Genomic DNA, 24,350 nt, shown 5'->3' on the forward strand with positions numbered 1-24,350 from the left:
CCGCGTCGATTACCTGTCAGGTAGTCGTGCCGGGCACCCGGGCTGCCCTACGGTCGGCCCCGTGACCAGCAGCCGGACGACGTCCCGAGGCGCCGGTGACCTGCTGCGGCACTGGCGCCAGCAGCGCCGGCGCAGCCAGCTGGACCTGGCCCTGGACGCCGGCGTCTCGGCCCGGCACCTGAGCTTCGTGGAGACCGGCCGGGCCCGGCCCAGCAGCGGGCTGCTGCTCGCGCTCGCCGAGCAGCTGGACGTCCCGCTGCGCGAGCGCAACGCGCTGCTGCTGGCCGCCGGGTACGCCCCGGCCTACTCCGAGACCGCCCTGGACGGCGAGCAGGCCGCGGCCGTCCGGGAGTCGCTGGGCCACCTGCTGGCCGGGCACGAGCCCTACCCGGCCGTCGTCTTCGACCGGTACGGCGACGTCGTGCTCACCAACCGGGCCGTCGGACCGCTGCTCGAGGGCGCCGACCCGGCGCTGCTGGGCCCGCCGGTGAACGTCTACCGGCTCGGGCTGCACCCGCGCGGGCTGGCGCCCCGGATCCGGGACCGGGCCGGCTGGACCGCCCACCTGGTCCACCGGCTGACCCGGCTCGAGCGGCTGAGCGGCGACCGCCGGCTCACCCGGCTGCTGGCCGAGGTGCGCGGCTACCCCGGCGTCGTCGAGGCGCTGGCCTCGCGCCCGCCCGGTAGCGAGCTGCTGATGACCGTCCAGCTGACCTCCTCGCGGGGCGAGCTGGCGCTGCACACCACCGTGACCAGCTTCGGCGACCCGCAGGACGTCACGCTGTCCGAGCTGGCGATCGAGTCGTTCTTCCCCGCCGACGAGCACACCCGCGACCTGCTCCGCAGCCAGGCGCCATGATCGTTGCGCGGGTCATCCGCCCTGCAGGCGACCGTGATCATCGGTAGGCATGCCCCCATGACCGTGATCGGCTTCCACAACTCCCACGAGCAGGTGCACCCCGCTGACCTGCTCCGCGCCGTGCAGCACGCGGAGGAGGTCGGGTTCACCGCGGCGATGTGCTCCGACCACCTCGAGCCCTGGAACGAGCGGCAGGGCCACTCCGGCTTCGCCTGGTCCTGGCTCGGCGCCGCACTGGCCACCACCGGGCTGCCCTTCGGCGCGGTCAACGCCCCCGGCCAGCGGTACCACCCGGTGATCGTCGCCCAGGCGATCGCCACCCTCGGCGCGATGTTCCCCGGCCGGTTCTGGGTCGCGCTGGGCTCGGGTGAGGCGATGAACGAGCACGTCACCGGGCACGTGTGGCCGCGCAAGGAGCTGCGCGACGCCCGGCTGCGCGAGTGCGTCGACGTCATCCGGGCGCTGCTGGCCGGCGAGGAGGTCAGCCACGAGGGGCTGGTCACCGTCGACCGGGCGCGGATCTGGACGCTGCCCGAGCAGCAGCCGGCCCTCATCGCCCCCGCGGTCAGCGCCCGGACCGCGGCCCGGCACGCCGAGTGGGCCGACGGGCTGGTGACGATCAACCAGCCGCACGAGACGCTGCGGGAGGTCATCGCCGCCTATCGGGACGCCGGCGGGCAGGGCACGCTCACCATCCAGGTGCACGTGTCCTACGACCCCGACCCCGACCGCGCGCTCGCGCTGGCCCACGACCAGTGGCGCAGCAACGTGTTCCCGCCGCCGCTGTGCTGGGACCTGGACACCACCCGTGCCTTCGACCAGGCCAGCACGCACGTGCGGCCCGAGGACATGCACGACGCGGTCCGGGTCAGCAACGACCTGGGCCAGCACGCCGCCTGGATCGCCGAGTACGTCGAGCTCGGCTTCGACCAGGTCTACCTGCACCACGTGCCCCAGGAGCAGACCGCGTTCCTGGACGCCTTCGGCGAGCACGTGCTCCCGCAGCTCGACGTCACCGCACCTGCCCCCGCGGTCGCGATCGACCCGCCCGGCCCGGCGCAGCCCCGCCGTCCGGAGCAGACGCCGCAGCCGGCGGTGCTGCCGTGAGGATCACCGACACCGCGGACCTGTGGTGGAAGAACGCCGTCGTCTACTGCTTGGACGTCGAGACGTACCTGGACTGGGACGGAGACGGGTGCGGCGACCTCGCCGGCCTCGCCCAGCGGCTGGACCACCTCGCCGACCTCGGCGTCACCTGCCTGTGGCTGATGCCCTTCTACCCGACCGCCGAGCGCGACGACGGCTACGACATCACCGACTTCTACGGCGTGGACCCGCGGCTGGGCACCTTCGGTGACCTGGTCGAGGTGATCCGGACGGCGAAGGACCGCGGCATGCGGGTGATCGTCGACCTGGTCGTCAACCACACCTCGGCCAAGCACCCGTGGTTCCGCTCGGCGCGGGCCTCGAAGGACTCGCCCTACCGCGACTTCTACGTCTGGCGCTCCGACCCGCCGCCGGACACCACGGCACAGGTCGTCTTCCCCGACCAGGAGGACAGCATCTGGCAGCTGGAGGAGAAGACGGGGGAGTGGTACCTGCACAAGTTCTACAGGTCCCAGCCCGACCTCAACGTCGCCAACCCGCTGGTCCGCGACGAGATCGCCAAGGTGATGGGCTTCTGGCTGCAGCTGGGCCTGGACGGCTTCCGGGTGGACGCCGTCCCGTTCCTGCTGGAGACCGCCGGCATCGACGAGGCCGAGGCCGACCGGTTCCCCGACCCGCACCAGTACCTGCGGGCGCTGCGCGCGCTGGTCGACCGCCGCGCCGGCGACGGGGTGCTGCTCGGTGAGGTGAACCTGCCGCACGACCAGCAGGCGGAGTTCTTCGGCGGCACCGACGGCGACGAGCTCACCATGCAGTTCGACTTCATCGCGATGCAGGCGATGTACCTCTCCCTCGCCCGCGCCGACGTGACCCCGCTGGTCGACGCCCTGACCAGCCGGCCGCAGACCTCCCCGGACAACCAGTGGGGCATGTTCGTCCGCAACCACGACGAGCTCACCCTGGACAAGCTGAGCGAGGACGAGCGGGCCGAGGTGTTCGCCGCCTTCGGTCCGGAGGCCAGCATGCAGGTCTACGGCCGGGGCCTCACCCGCCGGCTGCCCTCGATGCTGGCCGGCGACCCGCGGCGGATCCGGATGGTCTACAGCCTGATGTTCTCCCTGCCCGGCACGCCGGTGCTGTTCTACGGCGAGGAGATCGGGATGGGGGAGAGCCTGGCCGCCGAGGGCCGGCTCGCCGTCCGCACGCCGATGCAGTGGACCTCCGGCCGCAACGGCGGCTTCTCCACGGCGGCGCCCAGCCGGTTGCCCGGGCCGGTGGTGGACGGCGGGTTCGCACCGGAGTTCGTCAACGTCGCCGACCAGCGGCGCGACCCGGACTCGCTGCTGTCGTTCATGAAGCTGCTGATCAAGCGGTACCGGGAGAGCCCGGAGCTGGGCTGGGGCCGCTACGAGGTGCTCGGCCAGCCGCACCCGGAGGTGCTCGCCTCGCTGAGCTCCTGGGACGACGGGGCGCTGGTGGCCCTGCACAACCTCGGGCCTGAGCCGCGCACCGTGCCGCTCGTGCTGGCCGACTGCGGCAGCACCCACCGGCTGGAGGACCTGCTGACCGTGGGCAGCACCGCGCTGGCCGACGACGGCTCGGTCGAGCTGGCGTTGGAGGGCTACGGGTACCGCTGGCTGCGGGTGGTCGCCGAGGACAGCCGCCGGCTGCTCTGACGCTGCGGGCTCGGCAGGGCACGCACGGTGAGGCCCGCGCCGGTGTCCTACGAGCCCGCCCGCCACACCCGGCCGCCTCCCCGGGATCGTCGGAGCCCCCGCCTAGCTTTCCCGGCGAGGTGATCGGACAGATGAGCGACGAGCAGGACGTGCTGACCCCCGGCTGGGTCGACCCGCGGGGCACCCGCCCGGCGGAGACCGGAGCGGCGCCCGCGGGCGCCACCGCGGTCGTGCCCGGTCAGCGGACCGAGGGCCAGCCGGCCCCCGAGGCAGCGCCGGTGACGGCCGGGGCACCGGCACCGGAAGGGCCTCCGGCGGTGGAACCGCCCGCAGCCGCGGGCCCCGACCCGGCAGCCGGGCCGGAGGTCGAGCCGGGTGCGCCGCCGCACGCGACGGCTCCGGTCGGCGCGCGTCCCCAGCCGCGGCTCCCGCGGCTGCCGAGGCGAGCCCCGATGATCCGGATGGGCCCGTGGGCACCGGTCGCGGGGGCGGCCGTCGGGCTGCTGCTCGGGATCGTGATCGTGCTGTTCCTCGCCCCGGCCGTGGAGAGCTTCGACCAGCGGCTGGCCCTGGTCTTCGTCGTCCTCGGGATGTCGCTGCTCGGGGCCGGGGGCACGCTGCTGGCCGACGAGGTGCGCATCATGCGGCGCGGCGCCCAGGCGGCCGAGGCCCGCGCGTCGGGGGCCGGGGTGATCGCCGGACTGCTCAACGGCCTCACCCCGGCCCGCCTGCTGATCGCGGCCAGTGCGTTCGTGCTGCTGCTCAGCGCCTACGTGACCCAGGGGAGCTGACCCAGGCGACCGTCCCGGCGGCCAGCGCCAGCACGAGGGTGAGCACCAGGCTGGTGTCCAGCACCGCCACGTTGGTGACGGTCGCGCCGATCATCAGCCCGGTCAGCCCCAGCGCCGCCGGGGAGGTCAGCCGCGGGACCAGCAGGCCCACCGCGCCGGCCACCTCGCACGCACCCACCAGGTGGCGCAGCCAGTCACCGGCGCCGATGTCGGCGAACATCTGCACCATCGCCGGCTCGCCGCCCAGCTTGACCAGGCCCGCCCCCGAGAAGAGGACGGCGAGCCCGATCCGCAGCGCCAGCAGGCCGATCCGCGCGACGGCGGGGGCGGACCGGGTGCGGCCGGTGTCCGTGGTGGTCATCCCGGCTCCTCGACCGGCCCGCGGTCAGCCGGCCAACAGGGCGTCGAGGCGCTCATAGCCCTCGCGGACGCCGGTGTCCATGCCGCTGGCCAGGAAGGCGTCCCGTCCCTCGAAGGAGTCCACCAGTGAGGTGGCGGTGAGCCGGCTGCGCCCGCCCGGCAGGTCCTCGAGCTCCAGCCGCTCGAGGGCGACGCCGTCGGGGAAGCCCTCGAAGGTGAACGTCTGGACGATCAGCTCGGCCGGGCGCACCTCGTGGAAGCAGCCGTGGAAGCCGTACTCCTCGCCGTCCTGGGTGTGCACGTAGCGGTAGGAGCCACCGGTGCGGCAGTCGTAGTGGTCGATCCGGGCCTCCATGCCCCGCGGGCCCTGCCACTGCACGACCAGCTCGGGGTCGGTGTGCGCGCGGAAGACCTTCTCCTTCGGGGCGTCGAACTCGCGGATGATCCGGACGAGCGGGACCCGCGGGTCGGCGATGATCTGGGTCTCGTGGGTGTCGGTGGTGCTCATGTCGGGGTGTCTTCCTTCCGGGCAGGAGTCGGGGCGACGTCGTCCGGCATCGCGGCCAGCACGTCGTCCAGGCGGCGGTAGCGCTCCTCGGCCTCGCGCCGGTAGCGCTCGATCCACTTCGTCATCAGGTCGAAGACCTGCGCTTCCAGGTGCACCGGACGGCGCTGGGCCTCCCGGCTGCGGCTGACCAGGCCGGCGTCCTCGAGCACCTTCAGGTGCTTGGACACCGCCTGCAGGCTCACGTCATAGGGGGCGGCGAGCTCGTTCACGGTGGCGTCGCCGACGGCGAGCCTGGCCACCATGTCGCGCCGGGTCGGGTCGGCCAGTGCCGAGAACACCCGGGACAGTGCGTCTGCCGCCACGGACCTCCTCCTCTCCTCAACCATCAGGTTGAGGACGAGGTTAGGAGCGAGTCCGGAGGTTTGTCAACCCGTTGGTTGAGTAGCGGTCAGCTCTCCGACGGGCTGAGCTCGGACAGCGAGATGCGGCCGGCGAGCACGTCCTCGGCGACGTCGTCGACCACCCGGTCGCTGGCGAAGGCGAAGGCCTTGAGTGCGGCCAGGGCGTCCTCGGTGTCCAGCCCGAGGGCGACGTTCACCATCCCGGTGGCCTGCCAGACCCGGGCCCGCTGCAGCGCGTCCGGGCCGTCCCACCAGCCGGGACGCCCCTCCTCCTTGGGCGCGCTCAGCGCCGCGGCGACCATCGCCCGGGTCAGCGCGATGGTCACGTCCTCGATGTCGTCCCGGTCGGTGGCCGGCAGCCGCTCGGCGTCCCGGACGTAGAGGTCGAGCACGACCAGCGGGCCCAGCGGGGGGAGCAGGGGCACCGACAGCACCGCGTGGAACGACGTCTCGCCCACCAGAGCGGTGTGCAGGTCCGGCCAGTTGCGGGCGATCGCGGCCTCGTCGAAGGCGATCGCCACGCCGTCGTCGTGCGCCCGCAGGCACGGGCCCTCGCCGTGGGTGAACTGCAGCCGCTCGGCCTGCGCGGCGACCGGGTCGCTGGCACCGATGGGCGTCCGCAGGCCCTTCATGTCGTGGATGCTCAGCCCGGCACCGTCGACCGGCAGCGCCGCGACGGCTGCACGGGACAGCCGGACGGCGAGCATCTCGGGCCCGCGCAGCTCCGGCGGGGGCAGCTGGTCGAGCGCCTGTGCGAACCGCTGTGCCGCCTGTCCTGCCGCGGTCATGTCACTCCTCGTCGGTCGGACGCCCCGGGGCGCCGGACCAGACTGCCCGTCCGAGCGCGTCGGCACCACCGTAGATGATCAGCCGAAGGCGTCCAGCCCGAGGTGGAGGGCCAGCCCGAGCCCGGCGACGGCGATCAGCCGGCGCAGCAGGGTCTGCGGCACCCGGCGCACCACGCGCGGGCCGAGTGAGCCGCCGACCAGGAAGCCGATCGCCAGCGGCAGGGCAGCCAGCCAGTCGACGTCGGCGAAGAACGCGTAGCCGAGCGCCGCGACCGAGTTGGCCACGCCGAGCACCACGTTCTTCCCGGCGTTGCTGCGCGGCACGCCCTCGCCGGTCGCCAGCAGCAGCATCGCCAGCATCAGGACGCCGGCGGCCGCGCCGAAGTACCCGCCGTAGATCGAGACGACGAACGCCCCGACGACCAGCCACCGGGAGTCGCGCTGCGGGTGCCGGGCCCCGGCCGCCGCCAGCTCGCGGGGCGGGCGCTGCACCAGGATCGCCGCCGACGCCCCGGCGATCAGGAACGGGACGAGCTTCTCGAACGCCGTCGACGGGGTGAGCAGCAGCAGCACGGCGCCGGTCACGCCGCCCAGCAGCGCGGCGGCGCACAGCGGCACGAGCCGCCGGCGTTGCCCGGCCAGCTCCGGACGCGAGGCGCTGACCGACCCGATGCTGGAGAACGCCAGGGCGACGGTGTTGGTGACGTTCGCCGTCAGCGGGGGGATGCCGGTGGCCAGCAGCGCGGGGTAGCTGAACAGCGAGGCCAGCCCGGCGACGCTGCCCACCAGCCCGGCGGCGACGCCGGCGAGCACCAGCAGCCCGAACTCCAGCGTGCTCACCGGGAGAGCAGCACGGCGATGGCGACCAGCCCCAGCAGCACGATCGCCGTCCGCAGCACCGGTGCCGGCAGCCGCCGGCCGAAGGTGGACCCGACGTGCCCGCCGACCAGCGAACCGCCGGCCACCAGGCCGGCGGCGAGCCAGTCGACGCGGTCGGTGGCCACCACGACGTAGGTCAGCGCCGCCACGGCGTTGACGCCGAGGGTGAGCACGTTCTTGATCGCGTTGAGCCGCTGCAGCGGCTCGCGCAGCAGCAGGCCGAAGATGCCGATCTGCAGCACGCCCTGGCTGGCGGCGAAGTACCCGCCGTAGGTGCCGGTCGCGTAGGCGCCGGCGACCAGGGCGGCCAGCCGGCCGCCGCCGACGTGCGGGTCCTCCTGGGCGCCCGCGCGGGCGCGGCGAGCCGCCAGCCGGCGTTGCAGCAGCGGCTGGACGGCGACCAGGACCACGGCGAGGGCGACCAGTCCGGGGACGATCGCCTCGAACGCCGACGCGGGCAGGTGCAGCAGCAGGAACGCCCCGGTGAGCGCGCCGAGGACCGAGGCGGGGAGGAGCCGCAGCAGCAGCCGGCGCTGGCCGGCCAGTTCACGGCGGTAGCCGATCGCGCCGGTGAGGTTGCCCGGCACCAGGCCGAGGGAGTTGGAGACCGTGGCGGTGACCGGCGGCAGGCCCACCGCCAACAGCACCGGGAAGGTGACCAGGGTGCCCGAGCCGACGACGGCGTTGATCGAGCCCGCCGCCAGCCCGGCCAGGGCGACCGCGAGCATCTCCACCGCCGTCATGCCCGCATCGACGCGAGCGTGTCACAGCGGGTCGCTGTGAGCCCGCACACCGCGGGGTCCTTCGGGGTAGGGGGCACCCATGTCAGCGCGCAGTGCGGCGGTCGCGGCCGCAGACCGGTGGGTCGACCCCGACGACGGCATCCGCTACCCCGCGGGCGAGGTCCACGCCTGGCTGCCCGGGCACAACGAGACGGTCTGCGGGCTGTCGCTGAGCCGGTCCGGGCTGTTCCGGTTCCCGCACGTGACGTGGGCGGACGTGCAGCCGGAGTCGGGGCGGCACGCGGAGGAGGTCCAGGTGGTGTGCCGGCGCTGCCGGGCGGCCCAGGGCGCCCGGCGGGACGAGCGCGGCTGGACCCGGACCAACCCCCGGCCCTAGTCCTTGCGGCCGGCGTCGACCAGGCGCATCACCACGACGCCCTCGTCGTCGGAGGCCTCCAGGTCGACCTCGACGTCGAAACCCCAGTCGTGGTCGCCGGCCGGGTCGTCCAGGATCTGCCGCACCCGCCACAGCCCCGGCTCGCCCTTGTCGACGATGAGCAGCGCCGGGCCGCGGGCGTCGCCGCCGGTGTTGAGCTCACCGTGCTCGGCGAAGTAGGCCTGCACGACCTCGCCCCAGCGGTCGGCGTCCCACCCCGAGCCCTGGTCGAGCTGGCCGAGGTCGTACCAGCGGCGCAGCGCGATGAGCTCCACCCGGCGGAACAGCGCGTTGCGCACCATCGCGGTGAACGCCCGCTCGTTGCCGGTGAGCGGCCGCGGCCGGGCCGGGACGGCGACCGGGGCGTCCAGCGGCTGGTCGGGGCTGGTCAGCTGCTCCCACTCGTCCAGCAGCGAGGAGTCGACCTGGCGCACCAGCTCGCCGAGCCACTCGACGAGGTCGGTGACCTCCTCGGTGCGGGCGTCGGCCGGCACCCCGGAACGCAGCGCCTTGAACGCGTCGGACAGGTAGCGCAGCACTGCGCCCTCGGAGCGGGTCAGCTGGTAGGTGTTCACCAGCTCCCGGAAGGTCATCGCCTGCTCCCACATGTCCCGCACCACGGACTTCGGGGACAGCTGGGCGTCGGCGGCCCACGGGTTGCCCGAGACGTAGACCTCGAAAGCGTGCTGGAGCAGCTCGTCCAGCGGCTTCGGGTACGTGATCTCCTCGAGCAGCTCCATCCGCTCGTCGTACTCGATGCCCTCGGCCTTCATCTGCGCCACGGCCGCGCCCTTGGCCTTGTTCAGCTGCGCGGCCAGGATCTGCCGCGGGTCGTCCAGGGTGGCCTCGATGACCGAGACGACGTCGAGTGCGTAGGTGTCGCTCTCGGCGTCGAGCAGGCCGATCGCAGCCAGCGCGAAGGTGGACAGCGGCTGGTTGAGCTGGAAGTCCGGCGGCAGGTCGACGGTCAGCCGGTAGCGCCGGCCGTCGGCCTCGGGCTGGTCGAGGCGGACGACGATCCCGGCGGTGATCAGCGACCGGGCGATGCCGATCGCCTCGCGGATGTGCCGCAGCTGGCGCTTGCGGGGCTCGTGGTTGTCGGTGAGCAGGTGCCGCAGCGCGGCCACCGGGTCACCGGGCCGGGCCAGCACGTTGAGGATCATCCCGGTGGAGACCCGGAAGTGGCTGCTCAGCGGCTCGGGCTCGGCGGCGATCAGCCGCTGCTGGGTGGCCTCGCTCCACGGCACCATGCCCTCGGGCGCCTTGCGGCGGACCAGCTTGCGGCGCTTCTTCGGGTCGTCGGCGACCTTCGCGAACTGCTTGAGGTTCTCCACCTCGTGCTCGGGTGCCTGCACGACGACCGTGCCGGCGGTGTCGTAGCCCGCGCGCCCGGCCCGCCCGGCGATCTGGTGGAACTCGCGGGCGTTGAGCAGCCGGGTGCGGGTGCCGTCGTACTTGCTCAGCGCGGAGAACACGACGGTGCGGATCGGCACGTTGATGCCGACCCCGAGGGTGTCGGTGCCGCAGATGACCTTGAGCAGCCCGGCCTGGGCCAGCTGCTCGACCAGCCGCCGGTACTTGGGCAGCATCCCGGCGTGGTGCACGCCGATGCCGTGGCGGACCAGCCGGGACAGCGTCGTCCCGAAGGCGGAGGAGAACCGGAAGCCGCCGATCTGGTCGGCGATCGCCTGCTTCTCCTCCTTGGTGGAGACGTTCACGCTCATCAGCGCCTGCGCCCGCTCCAGCGCCGAGGCCTGGGTGAAGTGGACGACGTAGACCGGCGCCTGCCTGGTGGACAGCAGCTCGTCGATCGTCTCGTGCATCGGCGTGGTCGCGTAGTAGTGGTGCAGCGGCACCGGGCGCTCGGCGTGCGCCACCAGCGCGGTGGGCCGCCCGGTGCGCCGGGTGAGGTCCTCGCGCAGCGTGGCGACGTCGCCGAGCGTCGCCGACATGAGCAGGAACTGGGCCTTGGGCAGCTCGATGAGCGGCACCTGCCACGCCCAGCCGCGGTCGGGGTCGCCGTAGAAGTGGAACTCGTCCATGACCACCAGGCCGATGTCGGCGTCCGGCCCCTCGCGCAGCGCGATGTTGGCCAGCACCTCGGCGGTGCAGGCGATGATCGGCGCGTCGGCGTTGACGCTGGCGTCGCCGGTCAGCATCCCGACGTTCGCCGCGCCGAAGACCCCGCAGAGGGCGAAGAACTTCTCGCTGACCAGCGCCTTGATCGGCGCGGTGTAGAAGCTGACCCGGTCGGCGGCCAGAGCGGCGTACTGCGCGCCGGTGGCGACCAGCGACTTGCCCGAGCCGGTCGGGGTGGCGAGCACGACGTTGGCCCCGCTGACCAGCTCGATCAGCGCCTCCTCCTGCGCCGGGTACAGCGGGGTGCCGGCGTCGTCGGCCCACTCGGCGAACCGGGCGAAGACCGCGTCCGGGTCGTCGCCGAGGGCGAAGAGCTCCGACAGGTCGTCGGGGTCGGCGATCAGCGCCGAGGCGTCCGGCGAGGGCAGTGCGGTGGCGGGGGAGTCGGCCGGGGTCGTGTCGGTGCCGGCGGGGGAGAGCGTCATCGTGGGCACCAGGGTGCCCGATGAGCCGCCGCTCCCGGCGGAGACTCCTCCGAGGGACACGCGGTCTCGATGCGGTGACGATCCGTCCGAGGATGCGTAAGGTGGCCACCTCCTGGACACAAGGTAAACAGCAGGTGAACGAGAGGTGGAGGAGTGATGAGCGTGCAGGACTGCCCGCAGTGCCGCTGGGTGCCCGTGGTCGACGAGGCGGGGCACCGCCGGCTCGAGATGCGCTGGGTCCGGCCCGGCACCGTGACGGCCCTCGCCGGCCGCAGCCGCACGACCGCCGGTACCCGCGCGGCCTGAACAGCTGACGACCCCGGCGACCCGGGAGGTGTCGAGGCGTGCAGCGTGGCGCTCCCTCGACACCTCCCGGGTCGCTGGCTGTCCGGGCCCGGACGGCACCGGAACGGGAGGTGTCCCGCCGGGCGGACCGGGTAGGCGGAGGAGGACGCGGCACCGGGCCGGTGCGTCCGACGCAGCGGCCGCGTGAGCAGAGCGCGGGAGTGCCGCGGCCCGACATGCAGGAGGAACCGTGTCTTCACCGCGCCCCGAGTCCCAGCCCGAGCAGCAGCAGACCCCGCCCGGCACGCTGGGTGAGCTGACCCCCAAGGCCGACCACGGCGAGGAGAGCTACCGCGGCTCCGGCAAGCTCACCGGCAAGCGGGCCGTGATCACCGGCGGCGACAGCGGCATCGGCCGCGCAGTGGCCATCGCCTTTGCCCGCGAGGGCGCCGACGTCCTGATCTCCTACCTGAACGAGCACGAGGACGCCGAGGACACCGCGAAGTACGTGGAGGAGGCCGGGCGCAAGTGCGTGCTGGTCGCCGGCGATCTCTCCGACCGCGCACACGCGCACTCGATCATCCCCAAGGCGCTCGAGGAGCTCGGCGGGATCGACATCCTGGTCAACAACGCCGCGTTCCAGATGACCCACCAGACGCTGGACGAGATCAGCGACGACGAGTGGGACCACACCCTCGCCACGAACCTGACCGCGATGTTCATCCTCTGCAAGGACGCCGTCCCGCACATGCAGCCGGGCGCGTCGATCATCAACACCTCGTCGGTCAACTCCGACATGCCCAAGCCCACGCTCGCGCCCTACGCCACCACCAAGGCCGGGATCGCCAACTTCACCGCGAGCCTCGCGCAGATGTACGGCGACAAGGGCATCCGCGCCAACAGCGTGGCCCCGGGGCCGGTGTGGACGCCGCTGATCCCCTCGACCATGCCGCCCGAGGAGGTGGCGAGCTTCGGGAAGCAGGTGCCCCTGGGCCGCGCCGGGCAGCCGGCCGAGCTGGCCCCGCTGTACGTGCTGCTGGCCGGCGATGAGGGCAGCTACATGTCCGGGGCCCGCGTTGCGGTGACCGGCGGGAACCCGATCCTCTGATGGTCTTCGTCTGGGGCTGGGGCGGCGGCGGACCACGACGGCGGCGCGGCTGGGGTCGCCCCCGCGGCTACGGGCCGGGGTACGGGCCGCCTGGCTACGGCGGCTACGGGCCCGGGTACGGCTACCGGCGCAACAACGACTCGTGCCTGCGGAACCTGTTCTTCCTCAACACCGGCTGCTGTCTGGCCCAAGCGCTCGGTTGCGGCATGGACCTGCTGCTGGTCGCGCCGTCGACGGTCCGCAAGGTCCGGGCGGAGAGCCCGGGCGGGCAGCTCGCTGACCGGCTGATCGCGGCCGTGCGGCTCTACCAGCGGGAGATCAGTCCCCGTCGTCGTCCGTGCTGCCACTACAGCCCCACCTGCTCGGCGTACGCGATCGAGGCGCTGGAGCGGCACGGAGCGCTGAGGGGCAGCTGGCTGACGGTGCGCCGGCTGGTGCGCTGCCGGCCCGGCGGGGCGCACGGACCGGACCCGGTCCCGGCCTGAGGCCCGGCTACCGGACGGCGTCCGCGATCGCGCGGACGTCGTCCGGTAGCACCCGGCAGCACCCGCCGACCAGCCGGGCGCCGGCGGCCAGCCACCCCGTGACGTCGCCCACCCCCGGCCGCCCGGTCCAGCGGCGCGCGGCGGCGTCCCATCGCTCGCCGCTGTTGGGGTAGGCCACCCCCGGCTTCCCGCTGGCGGACGCGGCGACCGCCACGGCGGCGGGGACCCCCGCCGGGTCGGTGCAGTTCACCCCGACGGCGATCACCGCGTCGACGTCGCGGGCCAGCGCGGCGACGTCGGCCAGCCGCTCGCCCCGCCGGGTGCGCAGGACCCCGTCGTCGTCGACGACGACGGTCAGCGACAGCCACGTCGGGACGTCGAGGTCGATGAGCTCGGCGAGCAACGCCTCTACCTCGGCGGCGGCGGGCAGCGTCTCGCAGGCCAGCACGTCGACGCCGGCCTCGGCCAGCACGTGCAGCCGGGGGCGGTGGAAGGCCCTCAGCTCGGCGACGGTCAGGTCGGCGACGTACGCGCCGCTGTACTCCGACCCGTCGGCGAGGAACGCCCCGTACGGCCCGACCGAGCCGGCCACCCAGCCCTCCGGGGCGCCGTCCCGAGCCAGCTGCACCGAGCGGGTCAGCAGCCGGCGGGCCTCGCCGGCGTCGATGCCGGCAGCGGCGAACCCCGGGAAGGTGGCCTGGTAGCTCGCGGTCGTCGCGACCTGGGCGCCGGCCGCGGCGAAGGCGGCGTGCGCGGCGACGACGGCGGACGGGTCGTCGCGGAGCAGCCGCGCCGACCACAGCGCCGAGGTGACGTCGTGCCCGCGGGACTCCAGCTCGGTGGACAACCCGCCGTCCAGGACGACGGGTCCGGCGGCGAGCGCTCCGGCGAGGGTGACCATCTCCCGATGGTCCCTCAGCGGCGCTGCGGGCCCCGCCGGTCGGCGGCGACGAAGGCCACGGCCAGCAGGAGCGGGGCGACCGCGGCCAGGGCGGTCATCCCGAGGACGTCGGCGAGCCCGGCGGTCGAGCGCGCGGACGAGGAGAGCAGCGCCCACCCCAGGCTGCCCAGCGGCACGGTGACCAGGCCGGTGCCCAGGGCTGCGCGCACCCGTGCCGCGCGGCCGGCGCCGGCAGCCAGGACGCCGGCGAGCACCGCGGGCACCAGCGGCACGGCGCAGCGCACCACGAGGTCGGCCGGTCGGTCGCCGGTACCGGCGTAGGACGCCAGTGACAGCGCCGCGGCGACCGACACCAGCGCCGCGCCGGACACGAGCGCCCACCAGAGGTGGGCCGCGCCGCCGGAGGTGAGGGTCTCTGCCGGTCGCACCCACCGGCCGGCGGCCCAGACGCACGCGGCGGCGGCCAGCAGCAGGAAGGTCAGCAGCGACTGCGGGACGTCGGCCACGCCGCTCACGCCCCGGGAGGGGAGCTGCCACGGCTGGCGGACGAGGAGCGCGAGGACCACGGTCAGCGCCGCGCCGACCAGCAGCGGACCGGCCACCCGGGGCGCGCGCTCGCGGGCGGCGCGGTCGTCCAGGGCCTCGGCGCGGCGGAGCAGGTCGGCCAGCACCGCACCGTCGTGCGGGGTCTCCTCCGGGAGGTGGTCGACGCGGTTGCCCGTCACCAGGTGGAGTTGGCCGGGAGCGTCCTGCGTCACCGGCTGAGCGTCACACACGGTGATGCTGTCGGCGACGTGAGGACGCCCCGTTCACCTGACCGGGCGACCGCACCTCCGCCGGTCGGGGCACCGCCCAGCGGCCGACGCCGGGCGGTGACGAGGAGGCCCCGTTCAGGATCGGTCCTCGCTAGGTTGGCCGTCCCGCACCCGACCTCCGGAGGACGGACGTGACCTCTCGACTCAACCCCTACCTGAGCTTCTCCGACACCGCCCGGCAGGCGATGGAGTTCTACCGCGGCGTGTTCGGCGGTGAGCTCTCGCTGAGCACCTTCGGCGAGGCCGGCGGCGCCGACGGTCCGGACGCCGACAAGATCATGCACGCGCAGCTCGAGACGCCGGCCGGATACACGCTGATGGCCTCCGACACCCCCGCGGGCATGGACCGCAGCGTGGGCACCAACGTGTCGATCAGCCTCAGCGGTGACGACGGTGACGAGCTGCGCGGCTGCTTCGCGGGTCTGTCCGAGGGCGGCGCCATCACGATGCCGCTGGAGAAGCAGGTGTGGGGCGACGAGTTCGGCATGTGCGTCGACCCGTTCGGCATCGCCTGGATGGTCAACATCTCCCAGCCGGCTGGCTGACCGCCGGTCCTGGACCGTCAGTCGCCCGGTACCGCGAAGGCGTCCAGCCGGGCGGTCCGGGGCGCCAGCGCGGCGAACGGCCGGTCGAGGTCCAGCACCGCGACCGCGCCGGTGGGGAACCCGGCGGCGACGTCCCGGCGCGCCGCCGGGTCGCCGGTGCCGTCGTCCAGGACGGCGGCGAGCTCCGGGATCGACGGGTTGTGGCCGACGACGGCGAGCACCGAGACGTCCGCCGGGACGTCTCGGATCGCCTCGAGCAGCGCCGCGACGGTGTTGTCGTGGACCCGCTCGTCGACGACGGGCGGCCGCCCGTCGCCGGCGCGCTCCCACGTCTCCAGCGTCCGTCGGGCGGGGGAGACCAGGACCCGGGCGGGGACGATGCCACCGTCGGCGAGCCAGGTGCCGATCGCCGTGGCCCGCTGCAGCCCGTGCGCGGTCAGCGGCCGGTCGGCGTCCACCGGCGCAGCGCCGGCCTGGGCGTGGCGGACGAGCACGAGTCGGTGCGGCTGCACCTGCCGAGTCTGGCACCGCCGGATCGGTGTCGTCCTCCGCTGCGCTCGCCGATCGGCGAGACTGGTCGGCATGCCCGGGGACGACGCCTTCGCCGACCTGCCGGTGAGCGACCGCCTCGTCGTCCCGGCCGGCGCGCTGACGTGGCGGTTCTCCCGTTCCTCGGGACCCGGCGGGCAGGGCGTCAACACCGCCGACTCGCGGGTGGAGCTGTCGGTGTCGCCGCTGGAGCTGGTCGGGCTCACCGACGTGCAGCGCCGGCGGCTGGCGGAGCGGCTCGGTCCGCGGCTGGTCGACGGTGTGCTGACCATCGCCGCGAGCGAGCACCGTCAGCAGCTCCGCAACCGGGAGGCGGCCCGCGCCCGGATGGCTGCCGTCCTGCGCGCGGCGGTCGCGGCCCCGCCGGCGGCCCGGCGGAAGACCAAGCCGTCCCGCGGGTCGCAGGAGCGGCGCATCAAGGCCAAGAAGGAGCGCGGCGAGACCAAGCGCCTGCGCCGCAGCTGGGACTGAGGCCGGTCGTGCCGCTGGCCACTCCGGCCTGCTGGGCCGGTGCGCCGGCCGACGTCCGTGCCGTGGCGCGCGGCGCGGTGCTCGTGCTCGTGTACGGGACGGCGGTGCACCTCGTCCAGCTGGTCGGCTCCGGGTTCGACCCGTACCCGGACCTGCCCGGGTGGCTGCGCGCCTACTTCGTGAGCCTGACCGTGCTCGACCCGCTCGCCGCCGTCCTGCTGGCCCGCCGGCGGCGCTCCGGGGTCGCCCTGACCGTGGCGGTGCTGGCCACCGACGCCCTCGCGAACGGCTGGGCCAACTACGCCCTGGACCCGGCGGCCGGGGTCACCGCCGGTCGGGTCGGCCAGGCGGTGATCAGCGTGCTGGCCCTCGTCGCCGTGCTCACGAGCCGCCGGCTGTGGCGGTACGCCCGCGGCGGTCCGGAGTCGGGCCGGCGCGACGCCGGCGTTGCTGCCGTCTCACGACCGCGGCCCGAGGTGTAGGACGAGCGGGTGCGCATCGACCGGATCGACCACCTGGTGCTGACCGTCGCCGACCTCGACGCGACCGTCGCCTTCTACACGCAGGTGCTGGGCCTGACCGCGGAGACCTTCGGCGAGGGCCGGACGGCGCTGCGCATCGGCCGCCAGAAGATCAACCTGCACGTGCGCGGAGCCGAGTTCGAACCCAGGGCCGCCCACCCCGGCACCGGCAGCGGCGACTTCTGCCTGGTCACCGAGACCCCACTGGAGGAGGTGCAGCAGCACCTGGCCGCCGTCGGCGTGCCGGTCGAGGTCGGGCCGGTGACCAAGGAGGGCGCCCTCGGGCCGATGCGCAGCGTCTACGTCCGCGACCCCGACCAGAACCTCGTGGAGATCTCGGTCTACTGAGCCGGCGCTGCGCCGCCCACGGTCGGTCAGCGCCGGTGCGCGACCCTCGTGCCTGGCCGAGCCGGACCGCCGGCAACAGCCTCGGCCGTCCTCGTGCCCTGGACCTGCAGCTCGGCCGGCCGTACGGTCCGCCGCATGACGGTGGGGCGATCCTGACGTGGACACCGCCCAGGCCGTCGCGGCGGCGCTCGCGCTGCCGGGTGTCACCGAGGCCGACCACCACGGCCGGCGGTCGTTCCGGGTCGGCGGCGGGAAGGTGCTGGCCACGGTCCCGGCCGACGGGGTCCTGAACGTGATGGTCGGCGAGGACCTGGCGCGTGCGGTCTCGGCCCAGCCCGGTGTCGAGCCGCTGTGGTGGGAGCAGCGGCTGTCCGGCGTCCGGGTCCAGCTGGCCGCCGTCGAGGACGCCCTGCTCGAGGAACTGCTGCTCGACGCCTGGTCGCACCGGGCCCCCGCGTCGCTGCGCCGTCAGCGGGGGGACTGAGGCAGCCATGTCGCCGACGCTCGTGCTCTGCTGCCCACCAGGCAGCAGAGCACGAGCACCGCCGCCCCCTGCGGTGCACCGCACGGTCGGGACGCCACGGGTGTGCGGTGCACGGAACGCGAGCTTGACGTCAGCGCCGCCGCCGGGAAACCGGGCCACCGGAACCTCGCCTTGTGTCCGCCGCCGTGTCCCTGCCGCACCCGAGCACCGGCACGCGCACCACCGAGACCCACTGCCCCTACTGCTCGCTGCAGTGCGGCGTCACGATGACCGCCGGCGACCGCCCGGCCACCCTCGTGCCGGCCGACTTCCCGACCAACCGCGGTGGGCTGTGCTCCAAGGGCTGGTCCGCCCCCGAGCTGCTCGACCACCCCGAGCGGCTGACCCGCCCGCTGGTCCGCGCCGACCCGGCCGACCGCACCAGCCCGCTGGTGGAGAGCAGCTGGGACGTCGCCCTCGACCGGGTCGCCGACGCGGTCCAGCGCACCCAGCGCGAGCACGGCCGCGACGCCGTCGGCTGCTTCGGCGGCGGCGGGCTGACCAACGAGCAGGCCTACCAGTTCGGCAAGTTCGCCCGGGTCGCGCTGCGCACCAGCGCGATCGACTACAACGGCCGGTTCTGCATGTCCTCCGCCGCCGGCGCGGCGATCCGGGCCTTCGGCATCGACCGCGGGATGCCGTTCCCGCTGGCCGACCTCGCGGCCGCCGACGTCGTCGTGCTGGTGGGCAGCAACCCGGCCGACACCATGCCGCCGGCCATGCAGTACTTCGACGCCGGCCGGGAGCGCGGTGCCGAGCACATCGTCATCGACCCGCGGCGCACCAACACCGCGCGGAACGCCAGCCTGCACGTGCAGCCGCTGCCGGGCACCGATCTGGCGCTGGCCAACGGGTTGCTGCACATCGCGCTCGCCGAGGGGCTGGTCGACGAGGCCTACGTCGCCGCGCGCACCACCGGCTTCGCCGACGTCCGGGCCGGGGTGGCCGGGTACTGGCCGGACCGGGTGGAGCGGCTCACCGGCGTCCCGGTGGCGCAGCAGCGGCGGATCGTCTCCGCGCTCGCGCGGGGGGAGCGGTCGATCGTCCTCACCGCCCGGGGTGCCGAGCAGCACCGCAGCGGCACCGACACCGCCCAGGCCTGGATCAACCTGGCGCTCGCCCTCGGCCTGCCCGGTCGCGAGGGCAGCGGCTGGGCGACCGTCACCGGGCAGGGCAACGGGCAGGGCGGTCGCGAGCACGGGCAGAAGGCCGACCAGCTGCCCGGCTACCGGAAGATCACCGACCCGGCCGCCCGCGCGCACGTCGCCGCCGTCTGGGGCGTCGACCCCGACGAGCTCCCGGGACCCGGCAAGTCCGCCTTCGAGCTGCTCGACGCGCTGGGCACCGAGGGCGGCGTCCGCACCCTGCTGGTGATGGCCTCCAACGTCGCCGTCTCCGCCCCCGACGCCCGCCGCGTGGTCAGCCGGCTGCGCGACCTCGACTTCCTCGCCGTCAGCGACTTCTTCCTCTCCGAGACCGCCGAGCTCGCCGACGTGGTCCTGCCCAGCGCCATGTGGGCGGAGGAGGAAGGCACGATGACCAACCTCGAGGGGCGGGTCATCCGCCGACGCAGGGCGATGAATCCACCCGAGGGCGTCCGGGACGACCTGCAGCTGCTCGCCGAGCTCGCCCGCCGGCTCGGGGTCGGGGACACGTTCAGCGGCGACGCCGAGACCGTCTTCACCGAGCTCGGCCGGGCCAGCGCGGGTGGCGAGGCCGACTACTCGGGCATCACCTACCGGCGGATCGACGAGGAGCAGGGCCTGTTCTGGCCCTGCCCCTCGACACCGGCCACGGCCCCCGACCACCCAGGCACGCCGCGGCTGTTCGCCCACCGCTTCCACACCCCGGACGGCCGGGCCAAGTTCTGGCGGGTCGAGCACGTGGCCGCCCACGAGCAGCCGGACGCCGAGTACCCCTACGTGCTCACCACCGGCCGGGTGCTCGCCCAGTACCAGTCGGGCACCCAGACCCGCCGGACCAGGAGCCTGCAGCTCATCGCTCCCACCCCGCGTGCGGAGCTGCATCCCGATCTGGCCCGCACGCTCGGGGTCGGTCAGAACGACGTCGTGGAGCTCGCCACCCGTCGCGGCCGGGCCCGGTTCCATGCGCTGGTCACCGAAGCCGTCCGCCCCGACGTCGTCTTCGCGCCCTTCCACTGGGGCGGCGGCTCCAGCGCCAACGCCCTGACCGACCCCGCGCTGGACCCGACCAGCCGAATGCCCGCCTTCAAGGTCTGCGCGGTCGCCGTCTCCCGGGTCGGCGGACCCGAGGAACGCATCCCACCGCCGGAACCGGCCACCCAGCCACAGCCGCGAGCCCACGAACGACCGTCCGCCCCTGCACCGCACCCCCCGACACGGAGGAGGACCACCCGCGTGAAGAGCACCCCGCGCTTCCTGCACGGCGTCTACCCGATCACCGGCGAGGGGCTGGGCAAGCCCGGCCCGCTCGACCCGGCGTTGCGCTACCAGGTCCCGGAGGGGAAGACCGCGCAGGCGGTGTACTTCCGCGGCGGCAACTCCACCGACGAGCTGGTCTACCTGCTGCTCGTCCGGGACGGCGAGCCGATGCGCTGGTTCCCGATCGGCGCCAAAGGCGACTGCCACGTGCCCCTGCGGGTGGTGGAGGACCTCGACGGCGGCACCGTCGTCGAGCTGCACGCCGCGGCGCCACTCGGCGTCACCGGCGAGCTCGTCGTCGACCTCGGGCTGGTGGAGGTGTGACCGCGGTCCTGGGTGGGCGCCCCGAAGGCGTGAGCACCCTGCACTTCGCGATGGACGAGGCCGACGGGATCGACACCCGGCAACGGCTGGTCGTGATCGGCAACGGGATGGCCGGCGCCCGGGTGGTCGAGGAGGTGCTCGAGCGCGGCGGTGGCGAGCAGTTCGCGATCACCGTCTTCGGCGAGGAGCCGCACGGCAACTACAACCGCATCATGCTCAGCCACGTGCTGGCCGGCGAGGAGCACGAGGACGACATCGTCCTCAACAGCCACGACTGGTACGCCGACAACGGCGTGCAGCTGCGCGCCGGCGTCCGGGTGGACCGCGTCGACACCCACGCCAAGGTCGTGCACACCACGGACGGGACGACGACGCCCTACGACCAGCTCGTCATCGCCACCGGCAGCCGTTCGTTCATCCCGCCGATGACCGGCCTGTACTCGGACGACGAGCAGCTGCTGCCGGGGGTCTTCGGGTTCCGCACCATCGACGACACCCGGGCCATGCTCGCGGCCGCCGCCGAGCACGAGAAGGCGGTCGTCGTCGGCGGCGGGCTGCTCGGGCTGGAGGCCGCCCGCGCGCTGCAGGGCCACGGGCTGCAGGTCGAGGTCGTCCATGCCGGCACCCACCTGATGAACCAGCAGCTGGACCCCGACGGCGGCGCCATCCTCAAGCAGTCGGTGGAGTCCCTCGGCATCGTCGTCCACCTGGCCACCCGCACCACCGAGGTGATCGGGCCCGACCGCGTGCGCGGCGTCGTCCTCTCCGGCGGCCGGGCGATCGACGCCGACATGCTGGTCATCGCCGCCGGGATCCGGCCGGTCACCGAGGTCGCACTGCTCAGCGGCATCGAGGTCGAGCGCGGCGTCGTCGTCGACGACCAGCTGCGCACCGACGACCCCGACGTCTACGCGGTGGGGGAGTGCGCGCAGCACCGCGGCGAGGTCTACGGCCTGGTCGCGCCGGTCTGGGAGCAGGCCCGGGTGCTCGCCGACCTGCTCACCGGCACCGACCCGGACGCGGAGTACCACGGCTCCCGGACGGCGACCAAGCTCAAGGTCGCCGGGGTCGACGTCGCCACCATGGGCGTCAACCGGCCCGAGCGGGACAGCGACGAGTTCCTGGTCATCTCCGAGCCGAGGCGCGGGGTGCACCTGAGCGTCGTGGTCCGCGACGACAAGCTGATCGGCGCGACCCTGCTCGGCGACACCCGCAAGGTCGCCTTCCTGACCCAGGCCTTCGACCGCGGCACCCCGCTGCCGCAGGAGCGGATCAAGCTGCTGGTCGACCTCTCCGACGGCGCCGAGGAGGTCGGTGTCGCCGAGCTCCCCGGCGACTCCCAGGTGTGCAACTGCAACGGTGTGTCCAAGCAGGCCATCTGCGACGCGGTCGCCGGCGGGTGCGGCAACGTCGGCGCGGTCATGGACAAGACCCGGGCCGGCAAGGGCTGCGGGTCGTGCAAGAGCCTGGTCAAGCAGATCGTCGAGTGGGCCGCCGACGGCGACGTGACCGAGGACGAGTCGGCCAACTGGTACGTGCCGGGCATCCCGCTGGCCAAGCCCGAGCTGATGGCCGCCATCCGCGAGCAGGGGCTGCTCAGCGTCTCTGCCGTGTTCGCCGCGCTCGCCCCCGGCGGCGCGGAAGAGGCCAAGTCGAAGATGGGCCTGACCTCGCTGCTGCGGATGATCTGGGGCAGCGACTTCGTGCAGGAGAACGACGCGAAGTTCATCAACGACCGCGTGCACGGCAACATCCAGCGTGACGGCACTTTCTCCGTCGTCCCGCAGATCAAGGGTGGGGTGACGACGCCCGCGCAGCTGCGGAAGATCGCCGACGTCGCGGAGAAGTACGAGGTGCCGATGGTCAAGATCACCGGTGGCCAGCGGATCGACCTGCTGGGGGTCCGCAAGGAGGACCTGCCGGCGATGTGGGACGACCTGGGCATGCCCTCGGGCTACGCCTACGGCAAGAGCTTCCGCACCGTGAAGACCTGCGTCGGCTCGGACTTCTGCCGGTTCGGTCTCGGCGACTCCACTCAGCTGGGCATCGACCTGGAGACCCGCTTCCAGGGCATCGAGAGCCCGGCGAAGATGAAGCTCGCCGTGGTCGGCTGCCCGCGCAACTGCGCCGAGGCCTACGTCAAGGACGTCGGCGTCGTCGCGGTCGGCAACGGGAAGTGGGAGGTCTACGTCGGCGGCGCCGCCGGGGCCACCATCCGCAAGGGCGACCTGCTGGCCACCGTGGACTCCCCGGAGGCGGTGATGCAGCTGACCGGCCGGTTCATGCAGTACTACCGGGAGAACGCCAACTGGCTCGAGCGCACGTACGACTTCGTGCCGCGGGTCGGGCTGGAGAAGATCAAGCAGGTACTGCTCGAGGACAGCGAGGGGATCGTCGCCGAGCTGGACGAGAACATGCAGCAGTCGATCGACGCCTACACCGACCCCTGGGGCCAGGACGCCGCGCGGCCGGCCACCCCCGGCCAGTTCCGCACCGCGCTGCCGCTGGTCGACCTGCCGAAGGTGCCGGTCCGATGAGCCTGACGCACGACGACGTCGAGACGCCGACCACCGGTCCGGCGAAGACAGGAACGCCGGCCACCGAGGTCAGCGACGGCCCAGCCGCGGCGGGCCCGGGCGTCCCGCACGTGGTCGGCCGGGTGGAGGACGTGCCGCCGGGGGAGGGCCGGGCGTTCATCGCCGGCGATGCCCAGGTCGCGGTGTTCCGGCTGCGCGACGGCTCGCTGCACGCCACCCAGGCCGCCTGCCCGCACTCCGGCGGCCCGCTCGCCGACGGGCAGACCGACCTGAACGTGCTGGTCTGCCCGCTGCACCTCTACGCGTTCCGCTGGAGCGACGGCACGTCACCCGGTGGCGCCTCACCGGTGCGCCTCTACCCGGTCCGCGAGCAGGACGGCGACCTCGTCGTCGAGGTCTAGCCCGGGCGGGCCTCGAGGACGTGCACCCCGGCAGAGGTCGGGACGTCGGCGGTGAGCCGCAGCCCGGCCGCGGCGAGCAGGTCGGCGTACTCGGCGGCGGTGCGTTCCCGGCCGTGCAGCAGCAGGAGCATGTGCAGGTCCATGCGCACCGCGGCGGGGTCGTCGACGGCGCGCTCGGGCAGCACGGCCTCCACGACCAGCAGCACCGAGTCCGGGCGCATGGCCTGCCGGCAGGTCCGCAGCACGCGCACCGCGTCGCCGTCGTCCCAGTCGTGCAGGACGCGGGAGAGCAGGTAGGCGTCCGCGCCGCCGGGCACGGCCGTGAAGAAGTCCCCTGCCACCGCGGGGAGGTCCGAGCCGGCGACCACCTCGGGCTGGTCGACGAGGACGACGTCCGCGTCGGGTGCCCGCCCGAGGACGGCGCGCAGCAGCGTCCCGGTCCCGCCGCCCACGTCGACGACCGAGCGGAACGCCGACACGTCGTAGCCGGCGACCACCGCCCCGGCCTCGCGGGCCGACCGGTCGGCCATCGACGCCTGGAACGCCGCGAGCCGCTCGGGTGCGGCGGCGAGGTCGTCGAAGAACGGCCGGCCGTGCACGAGCTCGAACGGCGTGCCACCGGAGCGGACGGCGTCCGCGAGGCCGGCCACGGCCGGGGCGTACAGCTGCGCGCGGGCGGTCACCGCGCCGCGCAGCGAGCCGGGCACGTCGGGCCGGAGCAGCTGCCCGGTGTCGGTGAGGACGAAGCGCCCGTCCGGGAGCTCGTCGAGCACCTCCTCCGAGGCGAGCCCGCGCAGCACCCGGTGCAGCGCCTCCGGGTCGGCGCCCAGCGCGGTGGCCAGCTCCGCGGCGTCCTGCGGGCGCTCAGCCAGCGCCTCCGGCACCCCCAGGGCGACCGCGACGTGCAGCAGCTGGGTGACGAGGTAGCCGTCGGCGAGCCTGGCCAGCCGCGCAGCTGCGGATGCGGGCACCCCCCGATCGTGGCACGTGGCCCCCTCGCAGGGGCCCGCCGCGAGCTCGCGAGCGGTGGGGGGCGAGGGGGTC

Annotated in this window: 27 protein-coding genes; 16 read left to right on the forward strand and 11 right to left on the reverse strand. The window is 74.1% G+C overall.

Annotated elements, in window-relative coordinates:
- The first annotated feature begins 61 nt into the window (after positions 1-61).
- The 4 genes from FHL79_RS07130 to FHL79_RS07145 all read left to right on the forward strand — a co-directional run bounded on the left by FHL79_RS07130 (position 62) and on the right by FHL79_RS07145 (position 4,433).
- Complete coding sequence (locus FHL79_RS07130; protein ID WP_138757924.1) at positions 62-859, forward strand: helix-turn-helix domain-containing protein; 798 nt, start codon at positions 62-64, stop codon at positions 857-859.
- 57 nt (positions 860-916) lie between these two features.
- Positions 917-1,966, forward strand: coding sequence for a TIGR03885 family FMN-dependent LLM class oxidoreductase (locus FHL79_RS07135; RefSeq protein ID WP_138757925.1), 1,050 nt, complete (start codon positions 917-919; stop codon positions 1,964-1,966).
- Entirely contained in the window at positions 1,963-3,642 is a 1,680-nt protein-coding gene (locus FHL79_RS07140) for an alpha-amylase family protein (RefSeq protein WP_138757926.1), read from the forward strand. The genes FHL79_RS07135 and FHL79_RS07140 overlap by 4 nt, the downstream gene beginning before the upstream one ends.
- Positions 3,643-3,773: 131 nt before the next feature.
- Complete coding sequence (locus FHL79_RS07145; protein WP_138757927.1) at positions 3,774-4,433, forward strand: hypothetical protein; 660 nt, start codon at positions 3,774-3,776, stop codon at positions 4,431-4,433.
- On the opposite strand, the gene FHL79_RS07150 is transcribed toward FHL79_RS07145, so the two are convergent.
- From FHL79_RS07150 to FHL79_RS07175, 6 genes are all read right to left on the reverse strand, one after another.
- Positions 4,405-4,794 carry a DoxX family protein gene (locus tag FHL79_RS07150; RefSeq protein ID WP_138757928.1) on the reverse strand — a complete coding sequence of 130 codons (390 nt, stop codon included), beginning with the start codon at positions 4,792-4,794 and terminating at the stop codon, positions 4,405-4,407. The genes FHL79_RS07145 and FHL79_RS07150 overlap by 29 nt on opposite strands.
- A gap of 24 nt (positions 4,795-4,818) precedes the next feature.
- Complete coding sequence (locus FHL79_RS07155; protein WP_138757929.1) at positions 4,819-5,301, reverse strand: SRPBCC family protein; 483 nt, start codon at positions 5,299-5,301, stop codon at positions 4,819-4,821.
- The gene (locus FHL79_RS07160; RefSeq protein WP_218938361.1) at positions 5,298-5,663 is read right to left on the reverse strand and encodes an ArsR/SmtB family transcription factor; all 366 of its coding nucleotides are present in this window, start codon (positions 5,661-5,663) and stop codon (positions 5,298-5,300) included. Before FHL79_RS07160 ends, FHL79_RS07155 begins: the two co-directional genes overlap by 4 nt.
- An 86-nt stretch (positions 5,664-5,749) precedes the next feature.
- Positions 5,750-6,490: a hypothetical protein gene (locus tag FHL79_RS07165; RefSeq protein ID WP_138757931.1), complete on the reverse strand. Its 741-nt coding sequence runs from the start codon at positions 6,488-6,490 to the stop codon at positions 5,750-5,752.
- A 78-nt stretch (positions 6,491-6,568) separates the two neighbouring features.
- On the reverse strand, positions 6,569-7,330 hold the full coding sequence (locus FHL79_RS07170) for a sulfite exporter TauE/SafE family protein (protein ID WP_138757932.1): 762 nt from the start codon (positions 7,328-7,330) through the stop codon (positions 6,569-6,571).
- Complete coding sequence (locus FHL79_RS07175) at positions 7,327-8,112, reverse strand: sulfite exporter TauE/SafE family protein (protein WP_138757933.1); 786 nt, start codon at positions 8,110-8,112, stop codon at positions 7,327-7,329. Before FHL79_RS07175 ends, FHL79_RS07170 begins: the two co-directional genes overlap by 4 nt.
- 79 nt (positions 8,113-8,191) lie before the next feature.
- Between FHL79_RS07175 and FHL79_RS07180 the strand changes: the two genes are divergently transcribed.
- Positions 8,192-8,488 carry a hypothetical protein gene (locus tag FHL79_RS07180; RefSeq protein ID WP_138757934.1) on the forward strand — a complete coding sequence of 99 codons (297 nt, stop codon included), beginning with the start codon at positions 8,192-8,194 and terminating at the stop codon, positions 8,486-8,488.
- Here FHL79_RS07180 and FHL79_RS07185 read toward each other — a convergent pair.
- On the reverse strand, positions 8,485-11,091 hold the full coding sequence (locus FHL79_RS07185) for a DEAD/DEAH box helicase (RefSeq protein ID WP_246080466.1): 2,607 nt from the start codon (positions 11,089-11,091) through the stop codon (positions 8,485-8,487). The genes FHL79_RS07180 and FHL79_RS07185 overlap by 4 nt on opposite strands.
- Before the next feature lie 156 nt (positions 11,092-11,247).
- On the opposite strand from FHL79_RS07185, the gene FHL79_RS25030 reads away from it, so the two are divergent.
- The 3 genes from FHL79_RS25030 (at position 11,248) to yidD (ending at position 12,969) form a co-directional block, all read left to right on the forward strand.
- On the forward strand, positions 11,248-11,397 hold the full coding sequence (locus tag FHL79_RS25030) for a hypothetical protein (protein WP_171058066.1): 150 nt from the start codon (positions 11,248-11,250) through the stop codon (positions 11,395-11,397).
- Between the two features lie 229 nt (positions 11,398-11,626).
- Entirely contained in the window at positions 11,627-12,484 is an 858-nt protein-coding gene (locus FHL79_RS07190) for an SDR family oxidoreductase (protein WP_138757935.1), read from the forward strand.
- Entirely contained in the window at positions 12,484-12,969 is a 486-nt protein-coding gene (gene yidD / locus FHL79_RS25730; RefSeq protein ID WP_246080468.1) for a membrane protein insertion efficiency factor YidD, read from the forward strand. Before FHL79_RS07190 ends, yidD begins: the two co-directional genes overlap by 1 nt.
- A gap of 7 nt (positions 12,970-12,976) precedes the next feature.
- Here yidD and mmuM read toward each other — a convergent pair whose 3' ends face one another.
- Positions 12,977-13,870 (reverse strand): homocysteine S-methyltransferase, encoded by an 894-nt coding sequence (gene mmuM / locus FHL79_RS07200; RefSeq protein WP_138757936.1) that lies wholly within the window; start codon positions 13,868-13,870, stop codon positions 12,977-12,979.
- 14 nt (positions 13,871-13,884) lie between these two features.
- Positions 13,885-14,628: a hypothetical protein gene (locus FHL79_RS07205; RefSeq protein ID WP_138757937.1), complete on the reverse strand. Its 744-nt coding sequence runs from the start codon at positions 14,626-14,628 to the stop codon at positions 13,885-13,887.
- 188 nt (positions 14,629-14,816) lie between these two features.
- Here FHL79_RS07205 and FHL79_RS07210 point away from each other — a divergent pair, with 188 nt between their 5' ends.
- Complete coding sequence (locus FHL79_RS07210; RefSeq protein WP_138757938.1) at positions 14,817-15,230, forward strand: VOC family protein; 414 nt, start codon at positions 14,817-14,819, stop codon at positions 15,228-15,230.
- Positions 15,231-15,247: 17 nt separating this feature from the next.
- Here the strand turns inward: FHL79_RS07210 and FHL79_RS07215 are convergent, their stop codons facing one another.
- Positions 15,248-15,742 carry a SixA phosphatase family protein gene (locus tag FHL79_RS07215; protein ID WP_138757939.1) on the reverse strand — a complete coding sequence of 165 codons (495 nt, stop codon included), beginning with the start codon at positions 15,740-15,742 and terminating at the stop codon, positions 15,248-15,250.
- A gap of 70 nt (positions 15,743-15,812) precedes the next feature.
- On the opposite strand from FHL79_RS07215, the gene arfB reads away from it, so the two are divergent.
- From arfB to FHL79_RS07250, 7 genes are all read left to right on the forward strand, one after another.
- Positions 15,813-16,250, forward strand: a complete 438-nt coding sequence (gene arfB, locus FHL79_RS07220; protein ID WP_138757940.1) for an alternative ribosome rescue aminoacyl-tRNA hydrolase ArfB — start codon at positions 15,813-15,815, stop codon at positions 16,248-16,250.
- 8 nt (positions 16,251-16,258) lie between these two features.
- The gene (locus tag FHL79_RS07225) at positions 16,259-16,732 is read left to right on the forward strand and encodes a hypothetical protein (protein ID WP_138757941.1); all 474 of its coding nucleotides are present in this window, start codon (positions 16,259-16,261) and stop codon (positions 16,730-16,732) included.
- A 9-nt stretch (positions 16,733-16,741) separates the two neighbouring features.
- Positions 16,742-17,119 (forward strand): VOC family protein, encoded by a 378-nt coding sequence (locus tag FHL79_RS07230; RefSeq protein WP_138757942.1) that lies wholly within the window; start codon positions 16,742-16,744, stop codon positions 17,117-17,119.
- 157 nt (positions 17,120-17,276) lie between these two features.
- Positions 17,277-17,603 (forward strand): MmcQ/YjbR family DNA-binding protein, encoded by a 327-nt coding sequence (locus FHL79_RS07235; RefSeq protein WP_138757943.1) that lies wholly within the window; start codon positions 17,277-17,279, stop codon positions 17,601-17,603.
- A gap of 173 nt (positions 17,604-17,776) precedes the next feature.
- A complete protein-coding gene (locus FHL79_RS07240; RefSeq protein WP_246080470.1) occupies positions 17,777-20,368 on the forward strand; it encodes a molybdopterin oxidoreductase family protein in 2,592 nt (863 codons plus the stop codon).
- A gap of 29 nt (positions 20,369-20,397) precedes the next feature.
- Complete coding sequence (gene nirB / locus FHL79_RS07245; protein WP_246080472.1) at positions 20,398-22,905, forward strand: nitrite reductase large subunit NirB; 2,508 nt, start codon at positions 20,398-20,400, stop codon at positions 22,903-22,905.
- Positions 22,902-23,306, forward strand: coding sequence for a Rieske (2Fe-2S) protein (locus tag FHL79_RS07250; RefSeq protein ID WP_138757944.1), 405 nt, complete (start codon positions 22,902-22,904; stop codon positions 23,304-23,306). The genes nirB and FHL79_RS07250 overlap by 4 nt, the downstream gene beginning before the upstream one ends.
- Here the strand turns inward: FHL79_RS07250 and FHL79_RS07255 are convergent.
- Positions 23,303-24,277: a methyltransferase gene (locus tag FHL79_RS07255; RefSeq protein ID WP_138757945.1), complete on the reverse strand. Its 975-nt coding sequence runs from the start codon at positions 24,275-24,277 to the stop codon at positions 23,303-23,305. The genes FHL79_RS07250 and FHL79_RS07255 overlap by 4 nt on opposite strands.
- Positions 24,278-24,350: the final 73 nt, after the last annotated feature.

It is taken from the genome of Modestobacter altitudinis, assembly GCF_005930475.1.
Lineage (GTDB): Bacteria > Actinomycetota > Actinomycetes > Mycobacteriales > Geodermatophilaceae > Modestobacter > Modestobacter altitudinis.